Origin of the sequence: Variovorax sp. Root434 (assembly GCF_001426595.1) — a bacterium.
GTDB lineage: Bacteria > Pseudomonadota > Gammaproteobacteria > Burkholderiales > Burkholderiaceae_C > Variovorax.
Map to the genome: position 1 here is coordinate 157841 of NZ_LMEK01000025.1, position 19602 is coordinate 177442.

Below are 19602 nucleotides of genomic sequence, written 5' to 3' on the forward strand. Positions count from 1 at the left end.
TTGGTCTCGCGTCCGCTCTCTGTAGTCATGCGAAAAATGGGGCGTCTTTGCTGTCGAAAAATGAAACATCCTCCCGGCGGCGGCTGTTATCAATTCGCCCCTTCTGTAACCGGATAAAAAATAACTGTACAAAACCTTGGATTTGAAAAGACTGAAAGAAGCGCCCGCTTCCGCGCGAATCAATCCTTTCCAAGGTCGAAAATGCTTTACGAAATCCTATTGCCCGACGTTGCCCTGACGCCTTGCGATCACTATTGGAAATCAATTCTCCCGAACAATTCAGACGCATTGACCGCCAATGCCACATATTTCAGCAATGCGGCCTGGGCGCAGGAATACCTGGATTTCTGTCACCGCGATGCCCACTTCCGCAGCCGCTGGCTCGCCGCCGGGGGCGAGTGGACGGACAAGGTCGTCATCGACCTGGGTTGCGGCCCTGGCAATGTCTTCGCCACGCTGGGCGGAAAACCCCGGCTGCTCATCGGCGTGGACGTGGCCCCGGGCTCGCTGGAGCTGGCCGCGGGCCTCGGCTACACCACGGTGCTGGCGGATGCGGCGCATACGCCGTTCCGCTCGCGCGTGGCGGACATCGTGGCCATCAATGCCACGCTGCACCACTGCGACGACATGACGGCAGTGCTGCGCGAGGGCGCCCGCCTGGTGAAGCCTGACGGCATCCTGATCACCGATCACGATCCCCAGCTGACGGCATGGGACTACAAGGGTCTGGCCAGGCTGTTGTGGGACGCGCGGCTGTGGGTCTACCGCATGACAGGGCGCGGTTTCCACAAGACCGGCAGCCAGCAGTCGTGGGGGCTGAAGACCGAGGTGCATCACCGGCCCGGCGACGGCGTGACGAAGGAGTTCTTCGAATCCACGCTGCGGCCGCTGGGCTTCGATGTCCGTGTGCATCCGCACAACCACCGGATAGGCGCCGAGGCGCTCGCCGGCAAGGTCGGGCGGGCCCAATGGAAATACCGCATGGGCAACGTGCTGTCCGGCCGCGACCCAGCTTCCCCTGCGAGCGCGCTGTCGTTGATGTGCATCGCAAGGCGCACGACAGGGGAGGAACCGGAGGCCGGTTGAACACCCCGCGACTGCTGGTAGCCTTCCCGGATTCTTCGAACGCGGTCCCCGGAGCACCGGGGAGCGCGAGATTCAGGTCATCAAGGAAGGAATCCGCTAGTGGTTGTGACAGGAAGGAACTGGCGCGCGGGCATTGCGCTGACCGCGGCATTGATGGTGGCAGCGTGCTCCACCTCACCCAAGGCGCCGGTGGCGGGACCGGGCGAGTACGTCGTCCAGCCGGGCGACACGCTCTATCGCATTGCGTCAAAGGCGGGGCGTTCGCCGGGCGAGGTTGCGCGCTGGAACAACCTGCAGGACCCCGATCGGCTCGAGGCAGGGCAGGTGCTGCGCGTGGTCCCGCCGGGCGGCGCGTCGTCCGAGCCGCCCCACGCAAGGAGCGCAGGCGCCGAGCGCCCGGAGCGTTCGAGGCCGCCCCGGGCCGCGGTGCCGGAGCCGGAACCGGCCGCACCACCCGCATCGCGGCGAAGCGACTGGAGTTGGCCCGCGCAGGGCCAGGTGATCGCGGGCTTCAACGGCAGCAGCAACAAGGGCATCGACATCGGCGGCAGCCTCGGCGAGCCGGTGATGTCCATCGGCGCGGGCAAGGTGGCCGTGACCGAAACGCTGCGCGGCTACGGCAGCGTGCTCATGGTCGATCACGGCGGCTCCTACATGTCGGTCTATACCAATGTGCGCTCGATGCTGGTGAAGCAGGGCCAGCAGGTGCAAAGAGGCCAGAAGATCGCCGAGATCGGCGGCGCCGACGGCGGGCGCGCGATGCTCCACTTCGAGATCCGCCACCGCGGCAATGCGGTCGATCCGCGGCAGTACCTGCCTGCGAGGTGACCGCGGCGGCGCGGCCTCTGGCGAAAGGCATCCCCCGAATTGGTGATATCGCGGCGCCGGCGGAATGCGCAGACTCTCGCCCTCACTCTGTACTGGAGCGGCTATGGAACTCGTGCACTGGATGTTCGTCATTCTTGGCATCGCGCTGGCGCTGACCACGCAATGGTTCCTTCTTGCCCCCTTCAGTCTCGACTGGCAGCCGCTGCGTGCCCGGATTGCCGAACAGGTCACCCAATCGGCCGCGCTGCTGGAAGAGTGCGCGTCGGCGATCGACTCCAGGTTCTAGCCGTCCGCCTGCCGCGAGGGCCGCGCCAAGCTCGACGCGTCCCCGGCCCCTCTAAGATGCTCGCTGTTTTTTAGATGACCTGAAGACGCGAGAGGCAAGGGGAGGGCCGCGCATGATTTCTTTGCTCCACACCGCGGACTGGCAGATTGGCCGCGTGTTCTCGCAGTTCGAACCCGACGACGCCGCGGCGCTGTTCGAGGCGCGCTTCAAGGCGGTCGAGCTGCTGGCCGGCATCGCCGCCGAACGCAAGGTCGACGCCGTACTGGTCGCGGGCGACGTGTTCGATCTGCAGACCGTGTCCGACAAGACCATCCGCCGCATGTTCAATGCCATGCAGGGCTTTGCCGGCCCCTGGCTGCTGATTCCGGGCAACCACGACTCCGCGCTGAGCGAATCGGTCTGGAGCAGGGCGCAGCGGCTGGGCGCCATCGCGCCGAACGTCGTCTGCTGCCTGGAGCCCAAGCCGCACACCGTGGCCGGCAAGTTCACGCTGCTGCCGGCGCCGCTCACGCAGCGCCACACCTATGGCGACCTCACCGAGTGGTTCGCCACCGCCGAGCCCGACGAAGAAGAAGGCCTGCCCCGCATCGGCCTCGCGCATGGCAGCGTGCAGGGCATCCTCTCGGAAGACATCGACTCGACCAACCCCATCGCCGCTGGCCGCGCGATGCAGGCACGGCTCGACTACCTCGCGCTCGGCGACTGGCACGGCACCCGGCAGATCGACGAGCGCACCTGGTACGCGGGCACGCCCGAGACCGACCGCTTCAGGGCCAACGATTCGGGCCAGGCGCTGCTGGTCGGCATCGCCGGAGTTGGCGCGGTGCCGGTGGTCGAGCCCATCCGCACCGGCCAGTTCGACTGGCAGCAGTGGGAGCCACGGCTCGCTGTGGCTTCCGACATCGACGAGCTGGTGCAGAAGCTGGAGCAGATCGGCAGCAGCGACGTGCTGCAGCTGCGCGCCCAGGGCAGCTGCGACCTCGCCGGCCACAACCGGCTGAACGACGCCCTCGACGCCGCGCGTGCCCGCGCCCGCGCGCTGGTGTGGGAAGGCGAGGCGCTGCGGCTGGAGCCGACCGAAGACGACATCCAGGCGCTGCACGCCGATGGCTTCGTCGGCGAGGCGCTGCAGGCATTGCGCGAGCAGCAGGGCGGCACCGATGCCGAGCTGGCCCGAGACGCACTGCTCACGCTGGCGCGAATCCTCGGCGCGCAGCAGGGCAGTTCTTCGCAGGCGGGAGCCGGCGCATGAAGCTGCAGCGTCTACGCATCGAGAACTTCAAGCTGTTCCGCGCGCCGCTCGAAATCGACGGCCTGACGGACGGGCTCAATCTTTTCGCCGCACCCAACGAGTCGGGCAAATCGACCGTCGCGGAGGCGATACGCGCCGCCTTCTTCGAGCGGCATCGCTCGAACGTGGTTGGTCATCTGCGGCCTTGGGGCGAGAGCTCGGTAACTCCAACAGTGGAAGTTGATTTCGAACTCGATGGAAAGCCATGCCGGCTCGCCAAAGGCTTCCTCGGGAAGAAACGCTGCGAGCTGGTGATCGATGGAGCGCACATGGATGGCGCAGCAGCAGAAGATCATCTCGCGGCATTGCTTGGCTTTAGCTTCCCAGAAAAGGGCGTCAGTGCACCAAAGCACATGGGGATTCCAGGATTGCTGTGGATCAAGCAGGGCACATCGCAAGACATAGCTGAATCAGTGGGCTTTGCGAGCGATCACCTACGCAGCGCGCTTGGTGAGTCACTGGGCGAACTGGCCTCCAGCAACGGCGATGCGGTGTTGAAGGCTGTGGATGTTGAGCGCAACGAGCTGCTCACACAAAGCACCGGTGTTCCGCGCGGCGCCTTCGACGAAGCCCTCAAGTTGCGCATAAAACTCGAAGCCGATCTCGAACGGCTGAACGCCGACATCGAGTCGTACCAATCAGGCGTCGACCGCCTCTCCGCGCTACGACGCGACCACCAGCGCGACGAAGCCGCGCGGCCGTGGGCGGTATTGCGGGAACAGCTCGTCGTCGCGCAGCAGCGGCTCGACGAAGCCCGGGGGCTGGACGAGAAGAAGACCGCGCAGGAGGCCGCGCTCAGGCAGATCGCCGCGCAGGTGAATTCATGGCGCACCCAGCTCCAGGCGATGGAGCGCGAGGAAGGCTCGCTCGCCCAGCGGGAGACGAATCTGCAGAGGACGCAGGAAGCCTTGGCCAAGGCGCTCGGCGAACTGCAGGCCTGGGAGCCGCGCCACGCGGCCGCGACGAAGGCCGATGCCGAGGCACGTGAAAACCTCCGTCTGGCGCGACAGGCTGCCTCACGCATCGCGCAGGAGAAAACCGTCGAAAGCCTGGCCGAGCAGCTCGCCACGCTTTCGCAGAGCCACGAGAAGGCGAAGGCCGAGCAGGAAAAGGTCACGCGCCTTCAGGCTGAGGCGCAGGCGCTCGCGGTGCCGGATGGCGAGCTCAAGCGCCTGCGGCATTGCGCGGACGCGCTTCGCACGGCTCAGACGAAGCTCGATGCAGTGGCAACAGCCCTGGAGTTCGAACTGCAGCCCACAGCCAAGGTCCGTGTGGCCGGCGTGGAACTGTCGGGCTCGAAGCGCCAGACCGTCATCGCCCGCACCGACATCGAGATCGAAGGCGTGGGCCGCATCAGCGTGCTGCCGGGCGGCACCGACCTGGAAAGCCTCGCCATCGAGCGCGACCGCGCGCGTGACGAACTCGCGGCGCTGCTGCAAGGCCTGCGCGCGGAAAGCGTGGCGGCGGTCGAGGAGCGCGCGCGGCAGCAGGTTCTGCGCAAGGGCGAAGCCGGTGCCGCTGAAGCCGTGCTGGCGGCGCTGGCCCCCAAGGGACTCGGCACGCTCGCTGCCGACGTGGCGACGCGCGAAGCCCGCCTCGCGGAAGCCCGGCAGGTGTTGCAGGCGATGCCATCCGTGCCGGCTGCAGGCATCGCTGTGCCTTCGGCCGAATCGGAGGAGGGCGCCGCGCGCGCCACATTGGAGGTGGCCGTCGCCGGCCTCAACGACGCGAAAGTCGCGGCGGGCAATGCACGCGAACAGGTAAAGGCCGCCGAAGACGAGCTCGCCGCCGTCAAGGCCACCTTGAGCGATCCCGCCCGCGCCGGCAGAAAGACCGAAGCCGGCGGCGCGCTGACCGACGCGCTGGCGCAGCAGTCGGCGATGCAGGACAGGCTCGCGGAGTTGGCCCAGCGGCTGCAGACCGTCAACCTGCCGGTGCTCGCGCAGGACGTGGAGCGGCTGGAGCGCAGCGCAAGGCAGGCCGAGGCCGCGCACAGCCAGCGCGCCAACGAAATCACCCGGCTCGAAGTCGAACTGGAAACCAAGGGCGCGATGGGCCAGGAAGAAGCCGCCTCGGAGAAGCAGCGCGAACTCGACCACGCCAAGCGCCGCTGCACCGAACTCGAACGCCGGGCGAGGGCGCTCGACCACCTTCTGAAGCTGTTGCGCGAGAAGCGCTCGGCCCTGGCGCGGCGCCTGCGCGCGCCGCTGCAGAAGCACCTCGACCACTATCTGCAGATTCTTTTTCCCGGTGCGCAGATCGAAGTCGGCGACGATCTCTCGCCCGGCCGCATCACGCGCCAGGGCCTGCGCGGCGCCCAGAGCGGCGAGTTCGAGGAACTCAGCGTGGGCGCACGCGAGCAAATGGGCGTGGTCGCCCGGCTGGCCTACGCGGACCTGCTGAAGGAAGCGAACAAGCCGACGCTGCTCATCCTTGACGACGCGCTGGTGAACACCGACGAAGAGCGCCTGCGGCAGATGAAGCGCGTGCTGTACGACGCGGCACAGCGGCACCAGATCCTGATCTTCAGCTGCCATCCCGAGGCCTGGCGCGATCTGGGCGTGGTGGCGCGAAGCATTCCCTGAAGCCGTCTTCCAGTTTTGGCGGCTCGACGAGCGGGCGAGAGCCCGGCCGGTTTCCACAGTGATTGCCCGGTAGTCCAACTCGTCGAGCCGCCGCCCCGTTTGGGCGTGGCTATACTGCGCCGGTCACGTCAAAAAGAGGCGTGATCGGGATTGGACTCCCGTTGAAACCACTGCGTCGCAAGCCGCAGTCACCCCGCAGGGTCTGCGGCTTCGTCGTTCGTGCTTCCAGTTTTGGCGGCTCGATGGGCGGGCGCAAGCCCGGCCGGTTTCACGCAAGTGGTTTCCCGGTAGTCCAACCCGTCGAGCCGCCGCCTCCGCTTGGACTCGGGTGCGTCGGTTTCTGCAAACCGAAACCCTTGGAGGCCATTCATGGCTGCATCCGCTCGCGCATCCGCGCGCGTCTCTTCCCCTTCCGAATCTTCCGCCTCACAGAGCGCCGAGCTGCTCGCGCTGCAGCTGTGCGACGACATCGGCGGCCTTCAGGCGATGCAGCGCGCGTATGCGTGCCTCGAAAAGCTCATCGTCCAGCAAGGGGTGAGCGATACGCCGGAGGTCTATCCGAGCCGGGCCGAACTCGCGGCGCTGGTGGGCGTGGTCAACGAGGAACTGCAACGGCGAATCGAAGCGGCGGACGCCACGGCGCAATCACTGCGCGCCGGCCTGGGAAAGGGCGGCACGCAGTGAATACGCTCCCGGCTACTTGTTCGCCGGCACGAAGAACAGATATTCGCCGCGCCCCAGTTCGGGCGTGATCGTGTAGCCCGCGCACAGGTCCTCCGTGCACTGGATGACGATCACGCGCGGCCAGATGGTCGCGGCCGTGGGAAAGCCTGGCAGGTACTGCGGCACGTGCCACACGCCGAGGGAGCCGACCGGCAGCGCGTTCTCGGTGCCCCGTGCGTTCTGCAGGCCGCTGCCCATATTCATCCGCTCGACGCGCAGCGTGGGCTGCACGGCCGCGGCCGCCGCTGAAGTTGCCGCGCAGCAGGCCGCCAGCCAGAGGAGGAGTACGGTCCTGGTCATTTGGCGCTCCGTGCGGTCATTGCGCGGCGGATGCCGGACGCGGTGCGGCCGCGATGTCGTCCACCCGCTGGTCCAGCATGAGCGACGCGGCACGGATGGACGCCACTTCGCCCGGTTCGATCGGCGTTACCGTGGCGCTGACGACGGGCATCGTGACCACCGCGGTGGACTCTTCCGGCGCAGCCGCAGCTTGCTGCTGCTGCGGTTGCTGCGGGGCAGGCGCGACTTCCGCAACGGGCGCGGGCAGCGTTGCCGGGGCGGCTGGAGGAATGACAGCCACGGGCTGTGAAGCCACCGGCATCGGGGCCGGCGCGGGTGCTGGTGCCACGACAGCCACCGGCCGCGGCGGTGCGGCTGGTGCCCCGCTTGCCGATGCCTGCGGCCCGTAGGCCGTCACGCGCTCGTCTGCTGTCATTGACTGCGGGCACTTGGTCCCGGTCATTTCCAGCGCTGCCATGGCCGCCGGGTCCATGCAATCCATGGCGAGCGACGCCGCCTTCATGCCCTTGTTCCAGAGCTCGCGGCTCATCTTCAGGCGCTTGCAGTGCTCGTCCGTCCAGGTGGTGCCGAAACTGAGCCCTACGCCCGGGCCGTTCGCGCTGGCGCTCGAGCTGCCCATGCAGGTGTCGTTGCTCGTCGTCAGGTTGGGTCCGTTGACCGACGGCACGTTCTTGATCGTGTAGCTGCCGCGGTAATCGACGGTGTTCGTCGTCGCACCCGTGTTGTTGACGTTCTGGTTGCTGGTCATCGTCGACTGGGTGGTCACGCTCGCGGGACTCGCGAACGTCACCGACTGGCTGTTGCCCTGGGCCGATGTCGTGGCTGAGCTCGAAGATCCGTTGTTCGCACCGGTGTTGGTGTTGGTCTGCTGGGCAACGGCCGCTGCGGACACGGTCAGCAACGCGAGGAAAAGCAGTTTTTTCATTTTCTCGACTCCTTTGAGGACTGGGGAGAGGCACGGGCCTCTCCCCATTTCCAGGTTCAGCAACCGGTCTGCGCGAAGCTCAGGGAGCCGATGCGGTTGCGCCCGCGCCAGCCGTGCCGCTGGTGCCGCCACCGTTGGTGAAGCCGGCGGCATTGCCGAAGGCGAGGTTGGTGACACCGAAGGAGCCGCCGGTGGAGCCGGCCGTGGCCGAGGTGCTCGTGCCGTTGATCGGGCCGTTGATGGCGCCCGACGAGGCGTTGTAGCCCGAGGTCGTGGTGGAAGTGCGGGTTACCACGGCGAGCCCGCCGCCAGGGCCTGCTGCCGTCGCTGCGGTGTTGTTGGTGGTGGAAGAGGCTGCACCGCCTGCGCTGCCGCTCACGTGCGTGGCGCCGCCAGCGGAGTAGTTGGCCATGCCTGCCGAGGTCGCGTTGGCGGAGGCATTGGCACCGCCCGTGGCCAGGCCGTTGCCGGTTGTTGCTGCCACGCTGGTCACGCGACCGGTGGTCGTCGCCGAGCCGCCTGCCGTCGCACCGCCCACGGCGAAGCCAGGAACCGCGAATGCGCCGCCCGAAGCATTGGCATTGGCCGCCGAGCTGGACGTGGCCGAGTTGTAGCTCAGTGCGCTTCCCGTGCCGGAACTGGCAGCGACCGATCCGGCGGAGCTGGAGGAGCCGGTCGTCGTGGAGGTGGCTGCGATTGCGGTGCTGCCGACGGTTGCCGACGCGACGCCGCCGACCAGGACTACCGCGATGGCGATGAGAGTCTTCTTCATGATGCTTCCTCGAATGGTGTGAAACAAACCTGATCGCCGGAACCCGGCCATCAGCTGACGGTCGGTGACGCGGAACGGAATGGATGCGTGACGACCGGGGTGCAGTTTCAGCGTCGGGGAAGCAACGAAGAATGCCCTGTGCTGGTTAGCACAAGGCTATGGCGAAAGGCATGGGTGAGTCCCTTGCCGGTGGGGCGGAAAAATGCTGCCGCCATACGGTGGCCGCGGGGGAAATTACGGCATTCGACGACCGGTCAGGTAGATGGAAACCGGATGAAAGCGAAGTAATCGAATCTGCTGCCCGCCGTCGATGTCTCCCGTGTCTACGCCTGGAGGAGCTCGGCGCGCCCTCGGCGGCATCCCTGAGCTCGCTGAACCTTCGCAACACGGTAGCCAATGGCGCCAGTTCCGGCCAACTGGCCATCCGGCCATCGGCTGGTTGTCACGCTGCACCAGAGCGTTTTGTCATGCTCCCGCCCCGCACGGGCAGGGCGCTTGACTCCCCCAAGAAAGGGCGCTTCGCTCATGTGCGAAGGCGGCGTGATTCCTAAAGTCATCCCCAGGCCGAACGCTTCTGCCCATACCGGGCAAACAGACAGTTCAGGCCGGTCACGACAACCGGGGAACACACATGCAAACGCTCGCACTGCCGCCGAGACTCTTCATGAACCTGCTGCGCGAAGACGCAGGCATGTCATTCATGGAGTTCGCGCTGATCGGTGCGCTCGTGGTGGTTGTGTGCCTCCTCCTGTGGCTCGCCATTCGGCGCAGCGCCTGAAACCACGGAGCCCACCATGCAGGAATTCAACGCCGTCCTCGAACTGCTGGCGATGCTGGCTACCGACGTTCGCATGCTCGTGCTATTCGCGCTGCTCGGCGTGGCCGCCGTCAGCGACTGGCGCTTCTACCGCATCCCCAACTGGCTGACCTTCGGTGGCGCGCTCTTCGCGCTCATCGCCGGAACGCTTGCGGCCCGCACGCCCACCGTGGGCGCATTGAGCGCATTCGGCGGACTGGCCGTCGGCTTCGGCGCAATGCTGACGTTCTACGTGATCGGGATCATGGGCGCCGGCGACGTCAAGCTGATGGCGATGGCAGGTGCCTTCCTCGGGCCCCAGCAGACGCTGATGGCCGTGCTCTGTACCTTCATCGCCGGCGGCGTGGTGGCCCTGGCCTTCGCGATCCATCGGCGCCGCCTCGGGCACATGCTGGCCAATGTCAAGGCTGTGGCACAGGGCATGGCGGTCTCCAGCATCGTGGGAATTCGTCCCAGCGGGCACGTTCCGGCGGAGCAGTCCGTCGGGAAGCTGCCCTACGGAATCTGCATTGCGGCGGGCACGGTGATCAACGTGCTTGCGCACCAGCTGGGCTACGTCTAGCCCTTTCATTCATTCACCAATTTCTCATCCAACGCGAGGTTCACATGAAGAACATCAAGGCGCTCGGGCTGATCTTTCTGGCCTTGCTCACAGGGCTGGCCGCCGCGGTCTATGCGACCGGGTGGATATCGCGGCAAGGCGGAATCGCCTCCAACAAGGTGGTCGTGGCCGCCGTCGACATCGAACTGGGCAGCCGCGTCAACGCGCAGATGCTCTCCACGGTCGACTGGCCCGCCGGCTCCATACCGAGCGGTTCGTTCAGCGACATCAAGGCACTGAACGACCGCGTGGTGAAGGTCGGCGTGCTGCGCGGCGAAGCGATCATGGAGGGCAAGTTGGCGCCGGTGGGTACCCAGGGCGGGCTGTCGGCGGTGATCGCCAGCGGCAAGCGGGCCATGACGGTGCGCGTCAACGACGTGGTCGGCGTCGCCGGCTTCGCACTGCCGGGCAACTACGTCGACGTGATGGTCAACGCCCAGCAGGACAAGGACAAGGCCAAGGGCGAGCAGAACAGCCAGATCAGCAAGACCGTGCTGGAGAAGGTCCTGGTGCTGGCGGTCGCACAGGAGGCCAATCGCGACGACACCAAGCCGAAGGTGGTGAGCGCCGTGACGCTGGAGCTCTCGCTCGAGGATTCCGAAAAGCTCGACCTGGCACGCAGCGTGGGAACCCTGTCGCTCGTGCTGCGCAACCAGATGGACAAGACCACCGTCGCAACGGCCGGCATCACCAAGGGCCAGTTGTTCGGTGAGAAGGAAATCCTGCCGATCGCCACCACGGTGGCGGCGACGCCGCCGGCCCGGCCGCATGTGGTGCGCACCGGCGCCGTCGCGGTGCCTGCGTCCCAGTGCGTGGAAGTGATCCAGAACGCCGCTCGCTCTCTCACCTGCTTCTGATTCAAACCTCCAGGAGGAACACCAAGTGCAATATCTCTCTCCCACCCCCGCCTGGTTGCTGGCGGCACTCACGATGATGGCGGCTCCCGCCATCTCTGCCGAACTCGCGGTGCCTGCCGCCGCCGCGGCCGCCACAGCCGCCGTCGCGGCACCGGCAGCAGCCTCGGCCGCAGCCGCGCCCGCCACCCGGCGCTGCACCGCCATCATCCCGGACGACCAGCCTACCCAGGCGGTGCTAGGCAAGTCGGTGGTCATTCCGCTGAAGGCGCGCGTCGTTCGCATCGTGGTCAGCGGGCAGCCTCCGAGCCGGGCGCCCGCTGCGGCTGCCATGCCGGCGGGCATGGCGCCGCCTGCACCGGCCGCGGCTGCGAATGCCGGCGACGGCGTTGCCGATGTCGACGTCACGCTGCTGAGCCCGACCGACCTGTTCTTCCGCGGCCGCCAGGCCGGCTCGATGAACGTCGTGCTGCAGAGCGCCGACGGCACCTGCTACATCAAGGACGTATTCGTCACCATCGATCCGGGAGCGCTGCAGTCCAAGTTGGCCGAGCTGATGCCGGAAGAAAGCCGCATCCGCGTGCGCAGCGCGGAGAAATCCATCGTGCTCACTGGCGAGATCAGCGATGCGCTCAAGCTCGACGACGTGATGAGCCTGGCGTCGGCCTATGGTGCCGACGGCAAGAAGGTTGTGAACCTGCTGCGTGTGACGGCGCCGCAGCAGGTCATGCTCGAAGTGAAGATCGCCGAAATCAGCAAGACCCTGCTGGACAGGCTGGGCGGACGCGTCAACTTGAACCGCTCCGGCAACGGCGGCCTCAACAACTATTCGCTGATCTCCAATTTCCTGAGCGGCGGTGGCGGCCTGATCGAGGCGCTGAGGATCGGCCGCACGTCGATCGGCCTCGACGGCCAGAAGGACGACGGCCTGGTGCGCATCCTGGCGGAGCCCAACATCATGGCCATCAGCGGCCAGCAGGCGAGCTTCCTGTCGGGGGGGAAAATCTTCATTCCGGTGGCGCAGAGTTCCGCTAGCGGCAGCGGCACCAACATCACGCTGGAAGAAAAGGAGTTCGGGATCGGGGTCAAGTTCACCCCGACCGTGCTCAACGGCGGCCGCGTCAACCTCAAGATGGTCTCGGAGGTGTCGGACCTGTCGCAAACCGGTTCGCCTTTCACCACCATCGGCGGCGTGACTGCCGTGCTGCCGTCGCTGACGGTGCGCCGCGCCGACACCACCGTGCAGCTCAACGACGGGCAGAGCTTCGTGATCGCGGGGCTCATCAAGAGCAACGTCACTGAGTCCATCAAGCGCTATCCCGGATTGGGCGAAGTGCCGGTGATGGGGGCGTTGTTCCGCAGCACCGAGTTCCAGAACGACCAGACCGAGCTGATGTTCGTGATCACGCCCCGCATGGTCCGGCCGCTGGTCGATTCGCCCCGCCTGCCGACCGACAACCACGTCGTTCCCAGCCGTGCGGAGGTCTATCTGAACGGCAGCCTCGAAAGCGCCACCCCGGCACCGGCCCCCGATATCCAGTGAGGAGCAACACCATGTTCATCAAGTCGACCACTCTCGCGCTGACGCTGCTCCTGGGCACCGGATGCTCCCACGTCACACCCAACTACGACGCGCGCTTTGGCGATGCGGTGCGCGACGCGAAAAAGAGGATGACGATCAATCCCGATGCCGGCAGGGACGGCAATCCGGTCGCGGGCATGGACGGCCGCTCGGCGAGGGAGTCGATGGTGCAGTACCACGAGTCGTACAAGGCGCCGCCACCGGCGGTCAATGTCATCAACATCGGCGGCGGCATTGGTAGCTCGGGGAAGTGACAGGCTGCCTTTCGCGGATTTGTTCCACAGAGTCTTTACATGGAAAGGAGAGCACCACGAATCGCAATGAAATTTCTTCCCTATCACGTCATTTTTTCAAACCTGATTTCCAACTGTTCAAACCTTGAAAGGAAAGAACCATGAAGAACTTTCTCCAGGCCATCGGCCAATCGACACGCGGTTTCTTGCTCGAGGAAGAGGGCGCACAGGTCGTCGAGTACGCGCTGATCATCGCGGTCGTCTCCATCGCGCTGGTCATCGCATTGAGGGCACTCACCACAGGGGCCACCTTCACGAACTTCATCAATCGCGTCAACGTGTGCCTGAACGGGCCGGGGCCCTGCGTCTAAGTGGCGTTCGAGGAGGGGAGCGGGTCCTCCGACTCGCTTCGCTCTACCTTTTCATCCGCTTCCGCGTCACTCTTTTTGTACAACGAATCGAGGTCATTACCATGTTCAAGAAATTCCTGAAAGACGAAAGCGGTGCTCAGGTCGTGGAGTACGCGCTGATCATCGCCGTCGTTTCCATTGCGCTGGTTATTGCGCTTCAGCTGCTCGCCAGCGGGGCGCCCTTCACGAACTTCATCAGTCGCCTGAACGTGTGCCTGAACGGGCCGGGCCCCTGCGTCTAAATGGCGTTCGGGGAGGGGAGCGGATTGGGCTCTCTGGTCCGCTTCGCTCTACCCCTTCATTCGCTTCCACGTGACTGTTTCTCCACAAGAGCCGAGGTCATCACCATGTTCAAGAGACTCCTGAAAGACAAAAGCGGTGCCCACGTCGTGGAGTACGCGCTGATCATCGCCATCGTCTCCATTGCACTGGTGCTCGCGCTGCAACCGTTGTTGATTGCGGCGGGTTTCGGATCCGTCATCGCCCGGGTCGTCGTCTGCTTGGGCGGCTCCGGCTGCGTGTAGAGCAGACGACGTCTTCTCCATCGTCCAACAGGAAGACCGATCATGAAAGCCAACCGCTCCCATCGCCGCCAGCGTGGCGCGATGATCGTCACCGCCGCGCTGTTCCTGTTGTTCATGCTGGGTTTCATGGGCATCGCGCTCGATTTCGGCCACTTGTTCGTCGTCAGGACCGAGCTGCAGACGGCAGTGGACAGTTGCGCGCTGGCCGCGGCGCGCGAGCTCGACAAAACGAGCTCGGCGATCACGCGAGGCAAGAGCGCCGGTCAGACGGCCGGCAACGCGAACCGGGTGAACATGCAGTCGGCCACCTGGGGCGGACAGGGCCAGATCGTCGCCACTGAAGTCACGTTCCGCGATGCTTCCTATGCGCCCACGACCGTTCCCACCGCGGCCGTCTACGCGCAGTGCGCGCACACCCAGCCCAACATCAGGATGTGGCTGATGCAGGCCGTGGGCGCCTTCTCGGGCGATACCGCCGGCAACCCCGCGACACGCAGCGTAGCGGCGAGCGCAGTCGCCACCCGCGCGAGCGCACAGACCGCGTGCCCCATTCCGGTCGCGGCGAAGCCGAAGCCGGGCGGCACGGCACCGAACTACGGCTTTGCCGTCGGCGAATGGGTGACGCTCATCATGGCGCAGAACGCTGCCGTGGGCGGCCAGATCGGCTGGGCCAATCTCGACGGCAGCAACAGCGCCTCGGAAACCGAAGCCGAACTCAACGGCCGCTGTGGCGCCAAGGTGGGCGACACGATCGGCACCCCCGGCGTGCAGACCTCGGTGGCCGACGTCTGGAACCAGCGCTTCGGCATCTATAAGAACACTAGCGACCCGAGCGTGGATCGGCCCGACTACACCGGCTATGCCTACACCTCGCTCAACTGGCCCGCGCGGTTCAATGCCTACAACGGCGCGCCAGGCGCCGGAGCAGACCCGACCGCTCAGAACTTCGTGACCAAGCGAGCCGCCTTCGCTTCCTGCGCAGACACCGGCACCAAAGTGAAGGGTGCGAACAGCTGCGAGTCGATCACCGGGCTGTCGCTCAACAGTTTCCAGAAGCTGGCCAATCCCGGCAACGTTGCCGGAGGCCACATGCAATACGGACTGGACCGTCGCTTCGTCACGGTGCCAGTCATCGACGGCGGCAACCGCGTTACCGACTACCTCTGCATGCTGATGCTGCAGCCGCTGAGTATTCCGATGACCGACACGCAGCTGGAATTCCTCGGCAACGCGGGAGCCGCGGGCAGTCCCTGCACCACCAGCGGGCTGGCGGGTGGATCGGCAGGCCCGTTGGTTCCGGTCCTGGTGAGATGAGGTGAGCATCATGAAAAAGTCCCATCGCACCCAGCATGGCGCCGCGCTGATCGAGCTGGCGCTCATCATGCCGCTGCTGCTGCTGCTGACCTTCATCACCACCGAGTTCGGCCGTGCGGTGTATGAGTACAACGCGGTCGTCAAGTCGACCCGCGATGCGGTGCGCTACCTGTCGGTACAGACACCCAACACGCACATCGACGAGGCGCGCAACCTGATCGTGTACGGCAACACCGCCGGCACCGGGACGCCGCTGGCGCGCGGGCTAAGCCTTTCGAACGTGCCGGCCGGCAGTTGCTGCACCTGGCAGTCGGCCGGTGCAGGCCCGATCGTCACCACGGTCACGGTGCGCGTCAGCAGCTACTCCTTTCAGTCGCTATTCCCTTCGGTGATGGGTGTCGTTCTCACGGGTGCGAACGGCAACATCGTCTTCAGCGACATCACTGCCACCATGAGGGCGCCATCATGAGACACCACGTCAACGGTGCGACCACGGTCGAATTCGCCCTCGGCCTGCTCATCTTCCTCATGCTCGTTCTGGGCATCGTCGACTTCTCGCGCATGCTGTTCACGTGGAGCGCGGCCCAGGAGGCAACGCGCGCAGGGGCCAGGTATGCGGTGGTGTGCGACGACACGGCCCAGCAGGCGCTCGTGCTCGCCCGTATGAAGGCGCTGCTGCCGCAGATCAACACCGTGTCGGTGACGTGGGCGCCATCGGGCTGCACGGCCTCGACTTGCGAGGGCGTCACCGTGAGCATCACCGGCCTGAACTATCAATGGATCTCTCCCATCGTGGGCGCTACCGCGCCGCTGATCCCGATGCCGGGCTTCTCCACCTACCTGCCGCGCGAGGTGATGCGCAAGGACCCGAACAGCGCTGCCATCTGCTCCTAGCAACCTACTGGACACGACCATGAAGATCGCCATCATTTCCCCCAATCCGAACCATCTCCAGGACATGCGCAAGGTCCTCGAGGCGCGCTCCCATCAGGTGTCGCTGTTCGAGGGCGGCAAGAGCCGCATGCAGTGGGTCGTCGAGAAGGCAGCTCCGGAGCTTTTGCTGGTCGACGGCATGTGCTGCGACCTCCAGGAGCTGGCGCTGGTAGAGAAGCTCACGCTGCAGTACCCGGCGATCGCGGTGGTGCTGCTGTGTGCCATGCAGACCCCGGAGTTCCTGATCCATGCGATGCGCGCGGGGGTGCGCGAGGTGCTGCCGTCGCCCTCCGACACCGCCGCGCTCGAGGCCGCCGTCGAGCGCATTGCGCTCAAGATGGCCAGCACGCAAGCGCGCAGCCCCGGCCAGGTGGTGGCATTCATGCCCTGCAAGGGCGGCAGCGGATCGACCTTTCTCGCGACCAACATCGCCTACCAACTCTCGCGGGAGCGCTCAGTGCTGCTGATCGACCTGAACCTGCAGTTCGGCGATGCGCTGTCGTACGTGAGCGACATGCGCCCGAGTTCCACGATGGCCGACGTCGCGCGCGACATCGGCCGCCTCGACGCCTCGCTGCTCGCAGCCAGCGTAGTGCGCGTGGCGCCGGGCTTCAGTATCCTGCCGGCTCCCGACGACCTCTCGCGAGCGATGGACGTCAAGGCCGAGCACGTCGATGCGATCTTGCAGGTCGCGCTGACGATGTACGACTTCGTGCTGTTCGACCTCGGACCGCGCATCGACACGCTCTCAATCCGGGTGCTGGACCGCGCGGACCGCATCTTTCCGGTGCTGCAGCCGAGCCTGCCGCACATCCGCAACGTGACGCGCCTGATGCAGGTGTTCAAGTCGCTGGGCTACGCTCCCGGCAAGGTCGAGCTGCTCGTGAACCGCAGCGCCGGGGGCGGGGAGATCGGGCTGTCGGACATGCGCCGCTCGCTCGTCGGGGCGACGCTCACGATCGTTCCGGACGGTGGCAAGGACGTGGATGCGTCCATCAACCGGGGCGTACCGCTGGTGGAGATGTCGCGCGGCAGCGTGCTCGCCAAGCGGCTCGCCGAAATCGCTCACACGCTCAGCCCGCGGCAGGAAGCGGCGCCTGGTTTCATCGGGCGACTCTTCCGCCGCGCCTGAGTTCCGATTCATTCTTCAACAGCAAGGCAGGTTCCCATGTCATTCAGAGAACAGCTCAATGCGGTCGAGACCGACCCCGGGCAGGCAGCGCATGCCGCCGACCTGACCGCCTCGCCCTTTGCATCGGACGCCTACAAGCTGCTGAAGGAGCGCATGCACCTGAAGCTGCTCGACCGCTTCGACCTCGCGGCGCTCGAAACCCTGAAGCCCGACGTGCTGCGCCAGGAAATCTCGACCATGGTCGGGCGGCTGCTGCAGGAGGAGCCCGAGGCGCTCAACGACATCGAGCGGCGCACGCTGATCCGCGACATCCAGCACGAGATGCTCGGCTTCGGGCCGATCGAGCTGCTGATGGCCGACCCATCGGTCTCGGACATCCTGGTCAATTCGCACGAGAAGGTCTACGTCGAACGGCGGGGCCGGCTGGAGCTGACCAACGTGAGCTTCACCGACGAGAAGCACCTGCTGCGCATCATCGACAAGATCGTCTCGCTGGTGGGGCGGCGCATCGACGAATCGAGCCCGATGGTGGATGCGCGGCTGCCCGACGGCTCACGCGTCAACGCGGTCATCGCGCCGGTGGCGCTCGATGGGCCGATGATGTCGATTCGCCGCTTCGCGAAGATTCCGCTGCGCATGGAGAACCTCGTGAACGAGCTCAAGACGCTGACGCCGCCGATGGCGCAGATGCTCGAGGGGCTGGCCCAGGCGAAGGTCAACATGCTCATCTCCGGCGGCACCGGTGCGGGCAAGACCACGCTGCTGAACATCCTCTCGGGGTTCATTCCGCCGACCGAGCGCATCATCACGATCGAGGACGCCGCGGAACTCCAGCTGCAGCAGCCGCACGTGGCGCGCATGGAGACGCGGCCGATGAACATCGAGGGCAAGGGCGAGATCACGCAGCGCGCGCTGGTGCGCAACGCGCTGCGCATGCGGCCCGACCGCATCGTGATCGGTGAGGTGCGCGGCGCAGAGGCGGTCGACATGCTGCAGGCGATGAACACCGGCCATGAAGGCTCGCTCACCACCATCCACGCCAACACGCCGCGCGACGCGCTGGCTCGGCTGGAGAACATGATCGGCATGGCGAACCTGAACCTGCCGCACCGCACCGTGCGCCAGCAGATCGCCTCGGCCATCACGGTGGTCGTCCAGGTCCTGCGGCTGGTCGACGGGCGGCGCAAGGTCACCAGCATCCAGGAGATCACCGGCATGGAAGGGGAGGTGGTCACCATGCAGGAGATCTTTACCTTCCAGCAGACCGGCATGGGCCCCGACGGCCAGGTGCGCGGCCATTTCCAGGCGACCGGTGTCAGGCCGAAATTCGCGGAACGGCTGCATGCCTACGGCGTGGACCTGCCCGACACCATGTTCGAGCCGGGCAAGCATTACGAATAAGGAGACTGCCATGTTCAACAACCTGGGCGGCAATACGCTCATCACCATCACCGTGCTGGTCTTCGTGACCGTGCTGATGATGATCGAGGGCCTGTACCTGCTGTGGCGCTCCTACAAGGGGCCCGAGGCGCGCAAGATCGAGAAGCGGCTGCAGGCGTTTTCCGCGGCAATCGACCGCACGTCGCAGGCCCATCTGGCCAAGGAGCGCATGCTCAGCGAGGTGCCGTGGATGCAGCGCATGCTGCTGACGCTGCCGCGGGCGCACCGGCTGGACCGCTTCATCCTGCAGGCGGGGCTGGAATGGACGGTCTCCAGCTTCCTGCTGGCGTGCGGAGCACTGGGCGTGTTCGCGTTCGTCCTGACGATGTGGATGGCTCGCCAGCCGGTACTGCCGGCACTCGTCGTCGGGAGCGGCGCGGCGATGCTTCCGGCGATGTATCTGCAGCGCCAGCGCAGCCGCAGGCTGGCCCGCATGGAGAAACAGCTTCCTGAAGCGCTGGACCTTGTGACACGCGCCCTGCGCGCCGGGCACTCGTTCGCGAGCGGCGTGCAGATGATCGGCGACGAAATGGCCGACCCGATCGCCAGCGAGTTCCGCATGGTTGCCGATGAGGTCAACTTCGGCGTCTCGCTGCAGCAGGCGCTGACCAATCTCAGCGAGCGTGTGCCGCTCACCGACCTGCGCTACTTCGTGGTGGCGGTGCTGATCCAGCGCGACTCCGGCGGCAACCTGACGGAGGTGCTGAGCAACCTGAGCCGGCTCATCCGCGACCGGCTCAAGCTGCTCGCGCGGGTGCGGGTGCTGTCGTCCGAAGGGCGCCTGTCGGCCTGGATCCTGGGCCTCATGCCCTTCGCCCTGGGCGGGCTCATGAACATGTTCAACCCCGAATTCATGGCACCGCTGTGGACGGACCCGATCGGGCAGACGGTCGTCAAGTACATGCTGGCACTGATGCTCGTGGGCATCGTGATCCTGCGCAAGATCGTGAAGATTCGCGTCTGAAG

23 protein-coding genes are annotated in these 19602 nt (G+C 66.0%); 20 read left to right on the forward strand and 3 right to left on the reverse strand.

What is annotated here, in order from left to right:
* The first annotated feature begins 288 nt into the window (after nt 1-288).
* From ASD05_RS21625 to ASD05_RS30815, 6 genes are all read left to right on the forward strand, one after another.
* On the forward strand, nt 289-1086 hold the full coding sequence (locus ASD05_RS21625) for a class I SAM-dependent methyltransferase (protein ID WP_235508051.1): 798 nt from the start codon (nt 289-291) through the stop codon (nt 1084-1086).
* A gap of 99 nt (nt 1087-1185) precedes the next feature.
* Nucleotides 1186-1914 carry a peptidoglycan DD-metalloendopeptidase family protein gene (locus tag ASD05_RS21630; RefSeq protein ID WP_082572227.1) on the forward strand — a complete coding sequence of 243 codons (729 nt, stop codon included), beginning with the start codon at nt 1186-1188 and terminating at the stop codon, nt 1912-1914.
* A 103-nt stretch (nt 1915-2017) separates the two neighbouring features.
* Complete coding sequence (locus ASD05_RS21635) at nt 2018-2200, forward strand: hypothetical protein (protein WP_056596966.1); 183 nt, start codon at nt 2018-2020, stop codon at nt 2198-2200.
* 112 nt (nt 2201-2312) lie between these two features.
* Nucleotides 2313-3452, forward strand: a complete 1140-nt coding sequence (locus ASD05_RS21640) for a metallophosphoesterase family protein (protein WP_056596967.1) — start codon at nt 2313-2315, stop codon at nt 3450-3452.
* A complete protein-coding gene (locus ASD05_RS21645) occupies nt 3449-6076 on the forward strand; it encodes an AAA family ATPase (protein ID WP_056596969.1) in 2628 nt (875 codons plus the stop codon). Before ASD05_RS21640 ends, ASD05_RS21645 begins: the two co-directional genes overlap by 4 nt.
* A 369-nt stretch (nt 6077-6445) precedes the next feature.
* Complete coding sequence (locus ASD05_RS30815; protein ID WP_056596971.1) at nt 6446-6760, forward strand: hypothetical protein; 315 nt, start codon at nt 6446-6448, stop codon at nt 6758-6760.
* Nucleotides 6761-6772: 12 nt separating this feature from the next.
* On the opposite strand, the gene ASD05_RS21655 is transcribed toward ASD05_RS30815, so the two are convergent.
* The 3 genes from ASD05_RS21655 to ASD05_RS21665 all read right to left on the reverse strand — a co-directional run bounded on the left by ASD05_RS21655 (nt 6773) and on the right by ASD05_RS21665 (nt 8796).
* On the reverse strand, nt 6773-7099 hold the full coding sequence (locus tag ASD05_RS21655; protein ID WP_056596973.1) for a hypothetical protein: 327 nt from the start codon (nt 7097-7099) through the stop codon (nt 6773-6775).
* A 16-nt stretch (nt 7100-7115) separates the two neighbouring features.
* Nucleotides 7116-8024: a hypothetical protein gene (locus tag ASD05_RS31075; protein ID WP_056596974.1), complete on the reverse strand. Its 909-nt coding sequence runs from the start codon at nt 8022-8024 to the stop codon at nt 7116-7118.
* Between the two features lie 79 nt (nt 8025-8103).
* The gene (locus ASD05_RS21665; protein WP_056596975.1) at nt 8104-8796 is read right to left on the reverse strand and encodes a hypothetical protein; all 693 of its coding nucleotides are present in this window, start codon (nt 8794-8796) and stop codon (nt 8104-8106) included.
* A 631-nt stretch (nt 8797-9427) separates the two neighbouring features.
* Here ASD05_RS21665 and ASD05_RS30515 point away from each other — a divergent pair.
* The 14 genes from ASD05_RS30515 to ASD05_RS21730 all read left to right on the forward strand — a co-directional run bounded on the left by ASD05_RS30515 (nt 9428) and on the right by ASD05_RS21730 (nt 19600).
* Nucleotides 9428-9574, forward strand: a complete 147-nt coding sequence (locus ASD05_RS30515; protein WP_200955468.1) for a hypothetical protein — start codon at nt 9428-9430, stop codon at nt 9572-9574.
* A 16-nt stretch (nt 9575-9590) separates the two neighbouring features.
* Nucleotides 9591-10175, forward strand: coding sequence for a prepilin peptidase (locus ASD05_RS21670; protein WP_056596976.1), 585 nt, complete (start codon nt 9591-9593; stop codon nt 10173-10175).
* 44 nt (nt 10176-10219) lie between these two features.
* A complete protein-coding gene (cpaB, locus tag ASD05_RS21675) occupies nt 10220-11071 on the forward strand; it encodes a Flp pilus assembly protein CpaB (protein WP_056596978.1) in 852 nt (283 codons plus the stop codon).
* 73 nt (nt 11072-11144) lie between these two features.
* Nucleotides 11145-12611 (forward strand): type II and III secretion system protein family protein, encoded by a 1467-nt coding sequence (locus ASD05_RS21680; protein WP_414930062.1) that lies wholly within the window; start codon nt 11145-11147, stop codon nt 12609-12611.
* Nucleotides 12612-12622: 11 nt separating this feature from the next.
* Entirely contained in the window at nt 12623-12904 is a 282-nt protein-coding gene (locus tag ASD05_RS21685; RefSeq protein WP_056596982.1) for a hypothetical protein, read from the forward strand.
* 140 nt (nt 12905-13044) lie between these two features.
* On the forward strand, nt 13045-13254 hold the full coding sequence (locus tag ASD05_RS21690) for a Flp family type IVb pilin (RefSeq protein WP_056596984.1): 210 nt from the start codon (nt 13045-13047) through the stop codon (nt 13252-13254).
* 101 nt (nt 13255-13355) lie between these two features.
* A complete protein-coding gene (locus tag ASD05_RS21695) occupies nt 13356-13535 on the forward strand; it encodes a Flp family type IVb pilin (protein ID WP_056596986.1) in 180 nt (59 codons plus the stop codon).
* A gap of 105 nt (nt 13536-13640) precedes the next feature.
* Nucleotides 13641-13817: a Flp family type IVb pilin gene (locus ASD05_RS21700; RefSeq protein ID WP_056596988.1), complete on the forward strand. Its 177-nt coding sequence runs from the start codon at nt 13641-13643 to the stop codon at nt 13815-13817.
* Between the two features lie 42 nt (nt 13818-13859).
* Complete coding sequence (locus ASD05_RS21705) at nt 13860-15131, forward strand: pilus assembly protein TadG-related protein (RefSeq protein WP_056596990.1); 1272 nt, start codon at nt 13860-13862, stop codon at nt 15129-15131.
* Nucleotides 15132-15141: 10 nt separating this feature from the next.
* Nucleotides 15142-15600 (forward strand): TadE/TadG family type IV pilus assembly protein, encoded by a 459-nt coding sequence (locus ASD05_RS21710; protein WP_056597919.1) that lies wholly within the window; start codon nt 15142-15144, stop codon nt 15598-15600.
* Entirely contained in the window at nt 15597-16025 is a 429-nt protein-coding gene (locus tag ASD05_RS21715) for a TadE/TadG family type IV pilus assembly protein (protein WP_056596992.1), read from the forward strand. Before ASD05_RS21710 ends, ASD05_RS21715 begins: the two co-directional genes overlap by 4 nt.
* 19 nt (nt 16026-16044) lie before the next feature.
* Entirely contained in the window at nt 16045-17196 is a 1152-nt protein-coding gene (locus ASD05_RS21720) for an AAA family ATPase (protein WP_056596994.1), read from the forward strand.
* A gap of 36 nt (nt 17197-17232) precedes the next feature.
* Complete coding sequence (locus ASD05_RS21725) at nt 17233-18597, forward strand: CpaF family protein (protein ID WP_056596996.1); 1365 nt, start codon at nt 17233-17235, stop codon at nt 18595-18597.
* 10 nt (nt 18598-18607) lie between these two features.
* Nucleotides 18608-19600: a type II secretion system F family protein gene (locus ASD05_RS21730; protein ID WP_056596998.1), complete on the forward strand. Its 993-nt coding sequence runs from the start codon at nt 18608-18610 to the stop codon at nt 19598-19600.
* Nucleotides 19601-19602: the final 2 nt, after the last annotated feature.